A 14941-nucleotide genomic window follows, 5' to 3' on the forward strand; every position below is an offset into this window, starting at 1 on the left:
CTTTAAATCAAAAACTTCTGAAGACAACCCTAACCTAAAAGGGAACCTACCGAGAAAATTCTCAGGAAGGGTTCAGATTTCTCTCACAGCCACTTCAGCTCGGTAGGGTTTAATGAAAATGACCCCAGTTACAGTTATCGTTAAAATTATCGGAGCCATTGATGAAACTACATTACATTACCACCCTGGCGATCGCCTCTATCTTTACTGTAGGCATTACCGCCCACACCTATGCCCAAGGGCAAATCAAAGCCAGAGAAAGCACTAGCTCTGTTAAAGCCTGTGCTGGTAAAAATCCTTGTGCTGGTGAAAACCCTTGTGCTGGTGAAAACCCTTGTGCCGGTGAAAATCCTTGTGCTGGTGAAAACCCTTGTGCCGGTGAAAATCCTTGTGCTGGTAAAAGCAATGCCCTCAAAGCCTGTGCAGGCAACCCTTGTGCCGGTCAAAATCCCTGCGCTGGGAACCCCTGCGCCGGTACTACCAAACGTCCTCCTGTTTTCTCTCGTGACGGTGTAGCCATCCGAGGCGCTGATCCAGTTGCCTATTTTATGCAAAGCAAGGATGAAAAAGCCATGATGGGCAAAGATGAATATCAACATGAGTGGAACGGAACCACCTGGTACTTTAGCAGCGCTGAAAACCGAGATCAATTTGCTGCTAACCCCAGCCAATATGCTCCCCAATATGGGGGATATTGCGCCAAAGCCATGAGTGAAGGAAACCTTGCCCCAGTCGATCCCAATGCTTGGACAATCTATGAAGGCAAACTATACCTGAACTACAGCAAAGAGGTACAAGCCCAGTGGATACAGGATATTCCTGGTAATATTACTAAAGCCAATCGTCATTGGCCAGATATTCTCAACCGGTAAAGCATTTTCAATTGAGTCAAGTTAAATTGCTGTTCTCCCCTTTTCCCTGCTCCAACTTCGAGAAGGGGACAACCCGTTCTTCTCCTACGGGAGAGGACAAAGATTTACGAATTAATGAAAAATGTTATAGATTATCTAGGATAGAGAAATCTACCCTAACTCAACGATCGCCTTATCATTCTACTTTTGCCCATGCTAAAGACCAACCTTACCCCTTTCGATCGCAAACTTAAGACTCCTCTCACTAAAGAGAAAATCACAGTATTGCAAATTAATTTAGGTAAACGCTGTAATCTTACCTGTACTCATTGCCATGTGGAAGCCGGGCCCAAACGCACAGAAGAATTGACTCCCGAAATTTGCTCTCAACTGATTGAATTGATCCAAACTTTCCCCCAAATTCAAACCGTAGATCTGACGGGAGGAGCGCCGGAAATGAATTATGGCTTTCGTCCCTTGGTGGAGGCAGCTAGAGAAGCAGGAAAAGAAATTATTGTCCGCTCTAATTTAACCATCTTTTTTGTCGAAGGTTACCAAGACTTACCGGCATACTTTGCCGATCGCCAAGTGCGTGTCATTGCCTCTTTGCCCTGCTATCTAGAAGATAATGTGGATAAAATGCGCGGCAGTGGCGTTTATCAGGCATCCATTCGCGCCCTGAAATATTTAAATCAACTCGGTTATGGTCAAGATCCCAACTTAATTCTCGATTTAGTCTATAATTCGGCGATGCCTAATTCAGAAAAATTTGCTTTAACTCCGAATCAGCAGAACTTAGAAAGAGCGTATAAACAGTATTTACAAGAGCAGTTTAACATTGCCTTTAATCATCTCTTGACGATTACCAATTTACCCATTGGTCGAACTAAGTTTTATCTGCAAAAGCGAGGTTTGTATGATTCTTATTTGCAATTTCTAGAAGATAACTTTAATCCTCAGACTGTGCCTGGGCTGATGTGCAAACCAGAATTATCTGTGGATTATTTAGGACAAATTTATGATTGTGACTTTAATCAGATGGAAGGTATCCCCGCTCGAACAGCTACCGGAGAAACTTTAACGGTGGCTAAAGTGTTAGAACGAGGAAATTTAGACCTCATTCAAGAAGTGAGAACAGCGCACTATTGCTATGGTTGTACGGCTGGAGCGGGTTCAAGTTGTGGGGGTTCTTTGATCTAGTCAATTCGATGAATAGTGAAACATAATTGTAGGGGCGGGTTTGAAATCTACCCCTACAGCGTGCCCTGTTAACGCTTGACGAGCTTCTTGCTCACCTTCCGCAAACGTACAGATTCTGGTGTCACTTCCACCAATTCATCGGAGCCAATATATTCCAACGCTCGCTCCAAACTCATTTGTACGGGAGTTTGCAGTTGTACCAGTTCATCACCGGTAGAAGATCGCACGTTAGTGAGTTGTTTGGTCTTACAAACATTTAAGTCCAAATCTTGGGGACGGTTATGTTCGCCGACAATCATGCCTTTATACACTTTAGTTCCGGGAGTGATGAAAAATACGCCCCGGTCTTCCGCGTTTTTCATGGCATAAAAGGTGGCTGTTCCTTCTTCAAAGGCGACTAAAACTCCATTACGCCGGGTTTCCACGTCTCCCCCTAAGCCCCGATATTCAAAAAAGCTATGATTCATGATGCCTTCGCCACGGGTGAGGCGCATAAATTCACCTCGGAATCCAATCAGACCCCTTGCGGGAATGACAAATTCGAGTTGAGCGCGGCCATTGCCTCCCATTTGCATATCTTGCATTTCGCCGCGACGTTGGCCGAGTCGTTCCATACATCCGCCTACGGATTCTTCGGGAATGTCAAGAATGAGACATTCGTAGGGTTCGCAGGGTTGGCCGTTGACTTCGCGATAGATGACTTGGGGTTGAGAGACTTGGAACTCGTATCCTTCACGACGCATGGTTTCAATGAGGATACCCAGGTGAAGTTCACCGCGTCCAGAGACGAGGAAGGAATCGGGAGAATCGGTTTCTTGGATACGCAGGGCTACGTTGGTTTCGAGTTCCCGAAAGAGGCGATCGCGTAATTGGCGAGAGGTCACAAATTGTCCTTCCTGTCCCGCAAAGGGGGAATCATTCACAGAGAAGGTCATTTGCAAGGTTGGCTCATCCACCTTAATCAAAGGGAGAGCTTGGGGTTCATTGGGACAAGTAATGGTTTCCCCGATGTTGGCATCACTAAATCCAGCTACCGCTACGATATATCCGGCTGAGGCTTCTTGCATATCTACCCGGCTTAAGCCTTCAAATCCCATTAGTTTAGAGATTTTAGATTTGACGATTTCGCCATTATCTTTAACTAAAGCAGCTTGTTGATTGGCTCGAATGGTTCCATTATGAATTCTACCAATCACAATCCGACCTAAATATTCTGAGTAATCTAGGGTAGTCACTTGCAATTGTAGGGGTTTGTCTGGATCGCCGACCGGAGGGGGAACATGATGCAAAATCGCATCAAACAGGGGTTTCATGTCCTCACTTTCGCTCTCTAGCTTATCTTTGGCATAGCCTTGAATTCCCGAAGCAAACAAGTAAGGAAACTCACATTGATCGTCATCTGCGCCCAATTCTATGAATAAGTCTAATACTTTATCGATCGCCCCATAGGGATCGGCTTGGGGCCTATCTATTTTATTCACCACCACAATCGGCCGCAGGCCCTTTTCTAAGGCTTTTTTCAGCACAAACCGGGTTTGAGGCATGGGGCCTTCATTGGCATCCACAATCAGGATACAGCCATCAACCATGCCTAAAACCCGTTCTACTTCGCCGCCAAAATCCGCGTGGCCTGGGGTATCAACGATATTAATTAAGGTATCTTTATAGTGAACCGCAGTATTTTTAGACAGAATGGTAATTCCCCGCTCTCGTTCCAGGGTATTAGAATCCATAACACAATCGGGGACTTCTTCCCCTTCGCGAAAAATCCCCGATTGCTTGAGCAGAGCATCCACAAGAGTTGTTTTGCCATGATCGACGTGGGCAATAATGGCAACATTGCGAATGGGAAGAGACATATATACCTAAAGGTCTTAAACTATAAATTTCTTAATAATTCTAACATAACTCCCCCATTTCCCCCTAGCCTATGACTTCCTGTTCTAGATCGGGCTTCTCAAACGGAGAAAAATCCATGATGTAGAGCTTTTATCCCCTCTCTAGAGCCAGAATTAAAAGGGATTTTGATGTGCAAACCAGACTTTTCCGATAAAATAACGGGGCAAACCCTTACTCCCTTTTGATCCCAGGAGCGCTCTTCACCTACTTCAACCCTTGAACCCAATGACTCAGTTCCAAACTGCTTTTACGATCTTTTTAAGCCTCATTGTTGAAGCTTTCCCCTTCCTCTTGCTGGGAGTAATTCTTTCGAGTGCGCTTCTGTTTTTTGTCGATGAGCGCAAACTGCTGCGATTGATCCCCAAACAACCCCTATTGGGAGCGCTGGCAGGCAGTGCGATTGGATTTCTATTTCCGGTGTGTGAATGTGGCAATGTGCCTGTGGCTCGCCGGTTCTTACTTCAGGGATTCCCCCCTTCGGTAGCAGTAGGCTTTTTGCTGGCTGCGCCAACGATTAATCCGGTGGTGATTTGGTCAACTTGGACGGCTTTTCGAGACCAACCGGAGTTGGTGATCTTTCGGGTCATCTTTTCATTGCTGATTGCCACAGGAATTGCTTGGATTTTTAGTTCGCAAGCGGATTTGCGCCCCCTCTTGCAACCGGGAATGGTGCGCTTAATGCCCGATCCCAGTAAGAATTCTGATGTTGATGAAGAGAAAGATGAATCCCCGTCTCTGTTGCAATCAGGAACTTATATTATTGGCAATCAGGGTAAACGGGTCAAGCTGGATGTGTCGATGGGGGAAACGCCCCAATTATTCCAGGATTTAGTCAAGCAACCTTGGTCTTATCGCTGGCGTTTGTTTATGGATAATGCGCTGCAAGAGTTGCGGGAGTTGGGGGGGGTGCTGGTCATTGGCAGCGCGATCGCCGCTTTAATTCAAGTGGGAATGCCCCGCGATCTCATTCTAGCAGTAGGTACAGGGCCCGTCACTTCCATTGTGGCCATGATGATTTTAGGGGCAGTCGTCTCTATTTGCTCGACGGTTGATGCCTTTTTTGCTCTCTCCTTTGCCTCCACATTTACCAGTGCCTCATTACTGGCTTTTCTGGTTTTTGGCCCCATGATTGATATTAAAAGTGTGGGGTTAATGTTGTCGATGTTCAAACCCAGGCCTATTATCTATTTATTGGTTTTAGCTGCCCAGTTAACCTTTGTGTTGACATTCCTGTATCACATGGTGGATTAATTTTCAACGATAATGAATAAATTGCGCTTTCCTCAACGTTGGCTGCCCACATTAGATGTGGTCACCACAGGATTATGGGGACTATTGTTAATCGAATTATGGCTCAGTGGAGAACTGAATTTACTGATTCACCCAGCCTACCATTGGCTGATCGTTATTGCTGGAGTGATTTTAATCGGCTTCAGTAGTGTGAAAGGATGGCAACTGTGGAAACATTACCAAAAACGTTTAGTTGACCGTCCGCGAAATTCAGGGGATTTGAGAGAGCATGTTAACCTATTGCCCCAAAGTTGGAGTTGCTATCTGTTGTTATTTACGGCTATTGTTGGTCTAACCGTTAAACCCCAAGCCTTTACTTCTGAAACGGCTTTGAAGCGGGGGGTTAATGATTTTATCCCCATTACTGAAATTACACCTCAGTCATTTACTAATGTCAGCAAACCAGAGGAGAAGTCTTTGGTAGAATGGGTGAGAACCCTGAATGTTTATCCTGAACCAGATGCTTATACGGGTCAAAAGGTACAAGTGACGGGATTTGTGATTCATCCTCCAGAATTACCCTTAGAGTATGGTTTGGTTTCTCGATTTATTATTACCTGCTGTGCCGCCGATGCTTATCCGATTGGTTTACCGGTAAAGTTTCCCGAATCTCGTGAAGCTTATGCTCAAGATAGTTGGGTGGAAATTAAGGGGGAAATGGCTACCGAAATTTTGCATAACGATCGCAAGTTGGTTATTGTTGCCCAGGAAGTTAAGTCGATTCCGGAACCGAGAAATCCCTATAACTATTAAGGGTTTAAAGTGGTTATGAATTAATGGCATGATGAAGAATTCTAATAAATTGATTGATTTTTACGAGTCCCGGATTAAACCGAATATCCAGAATTGGCAGCCCCTGGATCGGGTAGTTGTGGTCATCGTTATCTCGCTTTTTCTAGCGATCTTTTTTCTGGTGCTTACGGGCAGAAATGCTGCACCTAGGGTGCGTCAATTTACTTGGCAAAATCAAGTAATTACAGCTAAGGATAGAGCTTTTATTCTTCAGTTTAGTCATCCGATGGATCGGGCGAGTGTAGAAAATAATCTGAAAATTGAACCTTCCCTATTGGGTAAAAGTAGTTGGGCGGGTCGGAGAATGGCTTATACTTTAAATAAACCTGCTCCCTATGGGACTCAATTTAAGCTACAAATTGAAGGGGCAAAAGATCAATATTCAGATGCCAAAAAGGGCACAATGATTGAGCCTTTTGTGGGTGAGTTTAGAACTCGCGATCGCGTGTTTGTCTATATAGGTAATCAGGGAGAAGAGTCTGGGCGCTTAATTCTGTATAATCTGACTCAAAATAAGTTAGAGATGCTCACCCCTCAGAATCTAGTGGTGATGGATTTTAGACCCTATCCCGATCGCGATCGCATCCTGTTTTCCGCACGAGATACCCTAGAAGCGAGTGATGAAATCATTGAGCAAAAACTCTATACCGTCACCACTGGCTTAAAGCCGGGTGAAAATGTGGGTATTATCAACGATGTTTTAGACAACAAAACCCATCAAAACCTAGCCTTCGATCTGTCTCCTGACGGTAAAACAATTGTGGTACAACGGGTGAATCGTCAAGATCCCGGTGACTTTGGACTCTGGCTGATTCCGGAAAAAGGAGACCCCTATCCTATGGAAAACCAACCAGGGGGAGAGTTTTTAATTACTCCTGATTCCCAGGCGATCGCCGTCTTGCAAGGAGAAGGGGTGGCACTGCTTCCCCTCTATCCGGATCGATCTGAAACCACGAACCAACCCTTAGACTTTTTGCCCAAATTTGGGCAAGTGCTGAATTTTGCCCCCGATGGTTCAGCAGCGACGATGATCAAATTTAATCCGGATTATACGCGATCGCTCTATCTAGTCACCAACCAAGGAACCGAAAAAGAACTGCTCAAAACCAATGGATCGATTAAAGAGTGTGAATTTGACCCCACTCAAACCCTGCTTTATTGTTTGCTCTCGGAACTCTTACCCGGAGAACTCTACCAAGAGCTTCCCTATATTAGCGCCATTAACCTAGAAACCAGCAAGCAAATCCCCTTAGTCGGTTTACCCAATCAACGGGAAATTCATATTAGTTTATCCCCCGATGGTGTGGCTATTCTGTTCGATCATAACCAAGTCGATACTCTGGAAGAATCACCGGCAACCTCTCCAGAAAACCCACTCAACAGCAATAGTAATCTTTGGATCTTACCGATTGTCGATAGTGACAGACTGGGGACAGATCCCCAAATCAAACCGGAAGTTCTACCCTTAAAAGGCTTTCGTCCCCAATGGTTACCGTAAGAATTGCTGCTTCCATGGGTCTATCCCATTGTACTCTAGTTTCCTCCTATGATAAACCGGTTGACAGTACACTAGGGGGGATTGGAGTAAAAACTCCGGTCAATTCAAACCCGATTTTACTCCAGTTCAGGGAACCCATCACCAGTTTTCATGGAAACACAAGAGCTACTCAATCGCTATCGACAAGGAGAACGAGATTTTGCCCATGTAGACCTGAGTGGAGCTAACCTCAGTGGCGCTAATCTGCGTCAAATTGATTTAACCGGAGCCAATTTAACCGGAGGAAATTTAACTTGGGTATCCCTGAATGAAGCTAATCTGACAGGGGCTTGTTTTCGACATGCCGATTTAAGCAATGCGGTGTTAACCAGTAGTCAGTTAACGGGTTGTAACTTGAGTGGGGCAAATTTAACGAAGGCTGATTTACGCTTATCTCGAATTCAGGATGCAGAACTGAATTGGGCAATTCTCACCGAAGCCGATTTAACCAGCGCTGATTTACACAATTCTACGTTAGACCAAATTAATCTGGAGCGGGCAAAGCTAACCAGTGTGAATTTAAGCAAAGCGGAGTTAATGGAAGCGAATTTGCGCCATGCCAATTTAACGGGAGCGAATTTAACGGGGGCGAACTTACGGGAAAGTCATTTAGAGGAGGCTAATTTACGCAATGCGATTTTGGTAGAAGCGAATTTAACCGAGGCTAATTTACTGAACTGTTGTCTGCGATCGGCGAATTTAACGGAGGCTGATTTACATCGGGTAATTTTGACGGGGGCAGATTTAAGTGATGCCATTTTGGATCGAGCGGATTTAAGTCGGGCAGATTTGGCGGGAGCTTATTTGCTGAAAACCAGTTTTAAGAATGCCCATTTGCTACGCACAAATTTAGAGGAAGTTTATTTGTTGCAGGGAAATTTAACTCATGCCAATTTACGCGGATCGAATCTTAGAAAAGCAGATTTAAGTGGATCGTATTTGAGTGATGCTAATTTGGGTGAAACGGATCTGACAGATGTTTTGCTCTTGGAAACTCGTCTGATTCGCACGATTTTAGATGGGGCGAATTTAACGGGGGCCTGTATCCAAAATTGGAAAATTGAGGGAGTCGATTTATCTAAGGTGGTTTGTCGTTATTTGTGGCGACAGTTTAATTTTACAACGAAAAGTCCAGCTAGTCGCTATCCTGTCGATCGCAATTTTGAGCCAGGAGAACTGGGACAAGAGTATAAAGAAAATAGTACGACAATTGAGGTTGTCTTCCAGGAAGCGCCCAATTGGGAAGTTTTAATCCTTACTTTGGCAGAATTGCAACAGGAAAATTTAGAGTTGCATTTAACGGTTGAGTCTTATATGCCTATGGATCATCAATATTTGCTGAGATTATTGGCTAATCATGTGGTGAATGCCAAAATCATTGCTGAACAGATCTTGAATTTGTATCCAGAGGTGAAAGAACGGTTTGCTTTATGTCGTCATCAATTGTTAAGTGTACTCAAACATCCGACTCTACCTCAGTCTCGACCGGTTGTAAATCAGAGTCCTCCCCCACCTCCTCCTCCAAAACTGATGCTCGATCGTCAACAACAACTGTATCAGGAAACCTCGAAACAGATTAAGTCGATTCTGTTTTCGCAAATGCCGGATCAGTTTGTGGCTAATATTGACCGGTTGTTAACTTATTTGAAAGAGGAAGGGATTGCTTTAGAGGAACTCCAGAAAAAGGTGATTGTGTCCGCTATTGTGCAGAGAGCGCAGCAGGATGAGGCCTTTCGAGAGAGTCTGATGCAATGGGAAAAGAAGGCTTCTGGGGAAATGCGGGTTTCAATGATGGGGAAATCGGTACGGGTGGCGATCGCTATCTTATGGAAAAAGCAGAAACAGGAAAACTCATCCCTGCCCCCCCCTTGATAATTCATAATTAATCACTGATAATTATTGAGTGGGACAAAATGCTGAATAAGCGAAGCAAAACCGACAGGGGGATTTAGGGATGGCAGCCAGTGATGACTTCAAAGCCGCGCTCAAAGCCGGTAAGATTAAAGAGGCTCTACAAATTGCTCTGAGCGAAGCAGTCGAACTCGATATTAAAACTTGGGTTGCTGACGGCGATCGCTATGAACGTGCTGTTAACCCCCATCCAAGCAACCCAGAGACTCCAACTCAGCCCGTATCCGGTCATCAAATGCGAACTCGGATCAACATTATCGAAGGTAAAATCGATACCGAAGTGGGCAGCCACTTTGTGGGGAATGGCCCTTACACTGAGCTAAAAGACTTTCATCTGAGTCAAATAGACGAAAGCCGCGATATTCTGGAACAGAACTTAGATAACCTAGAGCAACTCTTTGCTATCTTGGCAGCAAGCATGAAGAAAATTTCTTCTGCCCAAGCAGCTAAACTCTCTAGCTCTAAACCCTCTAACTTGCTCAAGGGTGAATAGATGGGTTTGTGAGAAGTGTATCAAAGCTGTGCAAATTCAGATACCATAGACAGATATTTAGGTTTGCTCATATGGGGTCGAGTATCGGCTTCCGGCATCGATTAAAGAGGAACTATCATCATGGCAGCCACTGACGACTTTCGGGAAGCGATCAAAGCTGGGGAACTGCTCGAAGCTTTGAAAACCGCCTTAAGTGAATCAATAGAACTGGAAATCACCACCTGGATCTCCTTACCCGATCCCTATAACGCCAACCCAGATGATCCACCGGAAGCTCAACCCGGTTATCGGATGCATAGCCGGATTAATATCGTTGATGGTGAAATCAATACTGAAGTCGGGAGTCACTTTGTCGGGAAAGGGCCTTTTACTGAACTGCGAGAGTTCCATATTAATCAGATTCGCTCCAGCCGACAAATTATTAAACGCAATCTGAACAGTATTCAAAAACTGTTTGGCTTGTGGGCTGAGATGCAACAAACGGAGTTTGAGACGGTGGTAACTCATCTCGAAAGAGTCGCGTCTAAAGGGGATGAAGGTGACTCTTTGCCTTTAGAGAGCGAAGCTCAAGTAGAGTGGGAAATAGATGTGCCTCCTGTGGAAGACACAGGAGAAGAAGCACTAGAAGATAGCATTGAGGGCGATCGGATCTCAGAAACTTCTTCGCCCCCACTAGAAGAACCTGAAGATGACTTTTTTGACTCCTTCGATACTCAGCCCACGGAAAAAACGCCCGAACCTGCCTCAGACCCCCTCGATGATATTTTTGGCGAAAATGAACCCGAAACCTCCTTACAGAGCCAGAAACAGGCGGATCTAAGCCTAGAAACTATTGCTGCTGCTGCCGGATTTACTGCGGCGGCGATCGCCGTCACCTCATCCGCAGAAGCCTCAGAACCCCAAGCACAACTCCAAGATCAACTCGCCACAGATCCCGAAAACACTAATCCTCTAGAGATCGACTCTGAAGAACCTCTAGACGATGAAGAACAAGAGATCATGAGTGCTTTTGATGCCACCTACAGCGATCCTGAGCTAGAGGAAACCTCAAACATCATTGACTCTTCTCCCCTCCCAGAACCTCCCTTAATTCCTATTGAAGACTCTACCGAAATTCCCGAACTCAAGGCAGACTTCCTCACCCCAACCCTAGAGTTAGAAGACGCAGCAACTGCTTCATCTTTCCCTGGTTTTGGAGCTGAAGAAGATGAAATTATGGCTGCATTTGATTCTGGAATTGACGATCAAGAATTAAGTACAGAAGCAGATACAATCGATGAATCATCCAACAGCTTGATTGATTCTGAATTACAACCTTTACCGATTTTTGATGCAGTTCAACCCGAAAATGATATATCTGAAATCAGTGAGTCCAATGCAGAAGATTTTATTAATCTTTTAGATTCAGACGATGATAGATCAGATCCGGTAATAGAGTCAGTCCCCACTGAAGAACCCACGACTGAAAGTTACGAACAACCGGAACCAAGCATTACCGATCTAGAGTCTTCAGATGAAGACGATATTATGGCGGAATTTGATGCTCAATATGGCTCAACCGATCAAGACAGCATAACTGAATCTGCCGATGAAACCCCTTTTGAAAACTCATCAGAGGAACCTTTTCTAGAAGAGCTAGTTACTGAAAGTGCAAATGAACCCGCTCCGTTTGGTGAGGAAGAAACTTCAGAAACAGAAGTGATGTTTGAAGAATCTTCAGAAGAAGAATTGCTCGTAAGCGAAGAAGATCCTTTTGGTGAAGAAGAAGCTTCAGAAACAGAAGCGATGTTTGAAGAATCTTCAGAAGAAGAGTTAATGGTGGGTGAGGAAGATCCGTTTGGTGAGGAAGTCACCTCAGAAACAGAAGCGATGTTTGAAGAATCTTCAGAAGAAGAGTTAATGGTGGGTGAGGAAGATCCGTTTGGTGAGGAAGTCACCTCAGAAACAGAAGCGATGTTTGCTGAATCTTCAGAAGAAGAATTGCTCGTAAGCGAAGAAGATCCGTTTGGTGAGGAAGTCACCTCAGAAACAGAAGCGATGTTTGAAGAATCTTCAGAAGAAGAATTGCTCGTCAGTGAAGAAGATCCGTTTGGTGAAGAAGAAGCTTCAGAAACAGAATCGATGTTTGAAGAATCTTCAGAAGAAGAGTTAATGGTGGGTGAAGAAGATCCTTTTGGTGAAGAAGAAGCTTCAGAAACAGAAGCGATGTTTGAAGAATCTTCAGAAGAAGAGTTAATGGTGGGTGAAGAAGATCCTTTTGGTGAAGAAGAAACCTCAGAAACAGAATCGATGTTTGCTGAATCTTCAGAAGAAGAATTGCTCGTCAGTGAAGAAGATCCTTTTGGTGAGGAAGTCACCTCAGAAACAGAAGCGATGTTTGAAGAATCTTCAGAAGAAGAGTTAATGGTGGGTGAAGAAGATCCGTTTGGTGAAGAAGAAACCTCAGAAACAGAAGCGATGTTTGGAGAATCTTCAGAAGAAGAATTGCTCGTCAGTGAAGAAGATCCGTTTGGTGAGGAAGTCACCTCAGAAACAGAAGCGATGTTTGAAGAATCTTCAGAAGAAGAATTACTCATCAGCGAAGAAGATCCGTTTGGTGAGGAAGTCACCTCAGAAACAGAAGCGATGTTTGCTGAATCTTCAGAAGAAGAGTTAATGGTGGGTGAGGAAGATCCGTTTGGTGAGGAAGTCACCTCAGAAACAGAAGCGATGTTTGCTGAATCTTCAGAAGAAGAGTTAATGGTGGGTGAAGAAGATCCTTTTGGTAGTTCCGAAGAAGAAGAATTATGGGAAGAGGAAGGAAGTGTAGAAGCGTCGGTATTTGAAGAATCTTCAGAAGAAGAATTACTCGTCAGTGAAGAAGATCCGTTTGGTGAAGAAGAAGCATCAGAAACAGAAGCGATGTTTGAAGAATCTTCAGAAGAAGAATTACTCATCAGCGAAGAAGATCCGTTTGGTGAGGAAGTCACCTCAGAAACAGAAGCGATGTTTGCTGAATCTTCAGAAGAAGAGTTAATGGTGGGTGAAGAAGATCCTTTTGGTAGTTCCGAAGAAGAAGAAGAATTATGGGAAGAGGAAGGAAGTGTAGAAGCGTCGGTATTTGAAGAATCTTCAGAAGAAGAATTACTCATCAGCGAAGAAGATCCGTTTGGTGAGGAAGTCACCTCAGAAACAGAAGCGATGTTTGCTGAATCTTCAGAAGAAGAGTTAATGGTGGGTGAAGAAGATCCTTTTGGTAGTTCCGAAGAAGAAGAATTATGGGAAGAGGAAGGAAGTGTAGAAGCGTCGGTATTTGAAGAATCTTCAGAAGAAGAATTGCTCGTCAGTGAAGAAGATCCTTTTGGTGAAGAAGAAGCATCAGAAACAGAATCGATGTTTGAAGAATCTTCAGAAGAAGAATTAATCGTCAGCGAAGAAGATCCGTTTGGTGAGGAAGAAACTTCAGAAACAGAATCGATGTTTGAAGAATCTTCAGAAGAAGAGTTAATGGTGGGTGAAGAAGATCCTTTTGCTAGTGGTGAAGAAGAAGAATTATGGGAAGAGGAAGGAAGTGTAGAAGCCTCGGTATTTGAAGAATCTTCAGAAGAAGAATTACTCGTCAGCGAAGAAGATCCTTTTGGTGAGGAAGAAACTTCAGAAACAGAATCGATGTTTGAAGAATCTTCAGAAGAAGAATTGCTCGTCAGCGAAGAAGATCCGTTTGGTGAGGAAGAAACTTCAGAAACAGAATCGATGTTTGCTGAATCTTCAGAAGAAGAGTTAATGGTGGGTAAAGAAGATCCTTTTGCTAGTGGTGAAGAAGAAGAATTATGGGAAGAGGAAGGAAGTGGTGAAGCGTCGGTATTTGAAGAATCTTCAGAAGAAGAATTGCTCGTCAGCGAAGAAGATCCGTTAACCAATTCAGAGACAGAAGAATTATGGGAAGAGATTGAGGAATCAGAGTCTAATCCCTTTACTGCTGATGAAGAAGATTTATCGACAGGAGATTTATGGGAAGAAGAGATGGAAATAGCTCAACCTGAATTGGGTGAATCTTTAGTAGAGGATTTAGGAGGAACTGAAGATCCCTTTGGGAGTTCAGAGGAAGATTTGCTGATGGAGGAATCCCAAGAATCTCTGTGGGAAAAAATAGAGGAAGCGGAAGCAGATCCGTTTGGTAGTGCTGAGACAGAGTTGTTAGATATTCCGGAAGCGTCAGAGGAAGAAGAGGCAGAAATTTTAAGTGCTTTTGAAACGGATACGATGTCGGAAACGATCTGGAATGATACGACATCTTCGGAAGAAGTATTTGGAGAAACAGAAGAGTTACTAGATGTGTTTGAGGAGGAAGAAGAAGTCCAAATACCTTTAGATGTTCCTGACTTTTCTTCAGATGTGACTGAGGAATTTGGTGAAGGAGAAGAGACGGATTTGTTGGATGTGTTTGGAGATACAGAGGAGCTGGATTTTGAACCGGTTGAAGATGAGGTGGAAGATCAAGCGCTGAGGGATGCGAAAGCGGTGGAGGAAATTGAGGCGGATATGGGAGATCTGTGGGAGGATACCCCCGTGAGCCATACTGCACCGACGGTGGTAGAACCAGACTCAGAAGGGATGATTGACGAATTTGCCCAAGAGGAGTTAGATTCCTTTGGGGAGTCTGTTCAAGAGTCAATCTTGGATGAGTCGGATGGACTAGATGAGCTGTTGTCTGAGGATTGGGAGCAAGAAGAGGAGGAGATCGCCCCTCTGGCTATAACAGAAGAACTGATGTTAGAAGAGGAGGATGAGGTTGATCCCTTGGCTGATTTGTTTGCTGATGAGGAGGATGCCGATCCTTTTGGCGAGTCTCTAGACTTATCAGAGGAATCAAATCAGGAAGGTTCAGAACTCTTTAATGATTTGGGTGAAGATCCTTTTGCTGACTTAGAAGATCCTTTTGAGGATAAAAAATCTTAGAATGAAGGTTCTTCTTCTGCTCAGATGGAA

9 protein-coding genes are annotated in these 14941 nt (G+C 44.2%); 8 read left to right on the forward strand and 1 reads right to left on the reverse strand.

Translation table 11 applies throughout. From position 1 onward, the window contains the following. Positions 1-161 precede the first annotated feature (161 nt). Positions 162-872: a YHS domain-containing (seleno)protein gene (locus AC3FZD_RS07715; RefSeq protein WP_488739574.1), complete on the forward strand. Its 711-nt coding sequence runs from the start codon at positions 162-164 to the stop codon at positions 870-872. A 192-nt stretch (positions 873-1064) separates the two neighbouring features. After that, complete coding sequence (gene arsS / locus AC3FZD_RS07720) at positions 1065-2051, forward strand: arsenosugar biosynthesis radical SAM (seleno)protein ArsS (protein WP_488739575.1); 987 nt, start codon at positions 1065-1067, stop codon at positions 2049-2051. Positions 2052-2119: 68 nt separating this feature from the next. Here arsS and typA read toward each other — a convergent pair whose 3' ends face one another. After that, complete coding sequence (typA, locus tag AC3FZD_RS07725) at positions 2120-3910, reverse strand: translational GTPase TypA (RefSeq protein ID WP_488739576.1); 1791 nt, start codon at positions 3908-3910, stop codon at positions 2120-2122. Positions 3911-4175: 265 nt separating this feature from the next. On the opposite strand from typA, the gene AC3FZD_RS07730 reads away from it, so the two are divergent. From AC3FZD_RS07730 to AC3FZD_RS07755, 6 genes are all read left to right on the forward strand, one after another. Further along, on the forward strand, positions 4176-5201 hold the full coding sequence (locus AC3FZD_RS07730; RefSeq protein WP_488739577.1) for a permease: 1026 nt from the start codon (positions 4176-4178) through the stop codon (positions 5199-5201). 12 nt (positions 5202-5213) lie between these two features. Further along, positions 5214-5993: a TIGR03943 family putative permease subunit gene (locus AC3FZD_RS07735; RefSeq protein ID WP_488739578.1), complete on the forward strand. Its 780-nt coding sequence runs from the start codon at positions 5214-5216 to the stop codon at positions 5991-5993. Positions 5994-6021: 28 nt separating this feature from the next. Continuing rightward, positions 6022-7530, forward strand: coding sequence for a hypothetical protein (locus AC3FZD_RS07740; protein WP_488739579.1), 1509 nt, complete (start codon positions 6022-6024; stop codon positions 7528-7530). A gap of 150 nt (positions 7531-7680) precedes the next feature. Beyond that, a complete protein-coding gene (locus AC3FZD_RS07745; protein WP_488739580.1) occupies positions 7681-9441 on the forward strand; it encodes a pentapeptide repeat-containing protein in 1761 nt (586 codons plus the stop codon). 82 nt (positions 9442-9523) lie between these two features. After that, complete coding sequence (locus AC3FZD_RS07750) at positions 9524-9973, forward strand: hypothetical protein (protein ID WP_488739581.1); 450 nt, start codon at positions 9524-9526, stop codon at positions 9971-9973. Positions 9974-10093: 120 nt separating this feature from the next. Next, entirely contained in the window at positions 10094-14911 is a 4818-nt protein-coding gene (locus AC3FZD_RS07755; RefSeq protein ID WP_488739582.1) for a hypothetical protein, read from the forward strand. Positions 14912-14941: the final 30 nt, after the last annotated feature.

The sequence above is a fragment of the Roseofilum sp. KMC-1 genome (assembly GCF_057802075.1).

Coding starts and splice junctions, on each gene's coding strand:
- AC3FZD_RS07715 (WP_488739574.1), top strand. CDS start 162: ATGAAACTACATTACATTACCACCCTGGCGATCGCCTCTATCTTTACT.
- arsS (WP_488739575.1), top strand. CDS start 1,065: ATGCTAAAGACCAACCTTACCCCTTTCGATCGCAAACTTAAGACTCCT.
- typA (WP_488739576.1), bottom strand. CDS start 3,910: ATGTCTCTTCCCATTCGCAATGTTGCCATTATTGCCCACGTCGATCAT.
- AC3FZD_RS07730 (WP_488739577.1), top strand. CDS start 4,176: ATGACTCAGTTCCAAACTGCTTTTACGATCTTTTTAAGCCTCATTGTT.
- AC3FZD_RS07735 (WP_488739578.1), top strand. CDS start 5,214: ATGAATAAATTGCGCTTTCCTCAACGTTGGCTGCCCACATTAGATGTG.
- AC3FZD_RS07740 (WP_488739579.1), top strand. CDS start 6,022: ATGATGAAGAATTCTAATAAATTGATTGATTTTTACGAGTCCCGGATT.
- AC3FZD_RS07745 (WP_488739580.1), top strand. CDS start 7,681: ATGGAAACACAAGAGCTACTCAATCGCTATCGACAAGGAGAACGAGAT.
- AC3FZD_RS07750 (WP_488739581.1), top strand. CDS start 9,524: ATGGCAGCCAGTGATGACTTCAAAGCCGCGCTCAAAGCCGGTAAGATT.
- AC3FZD_RS07755 (WP_488739582.1), top strand. CDS start 10,094: ATGGCAGCCACTGACGACTTTCGGGAAGCGATCAAAGCTGGGGAACTG.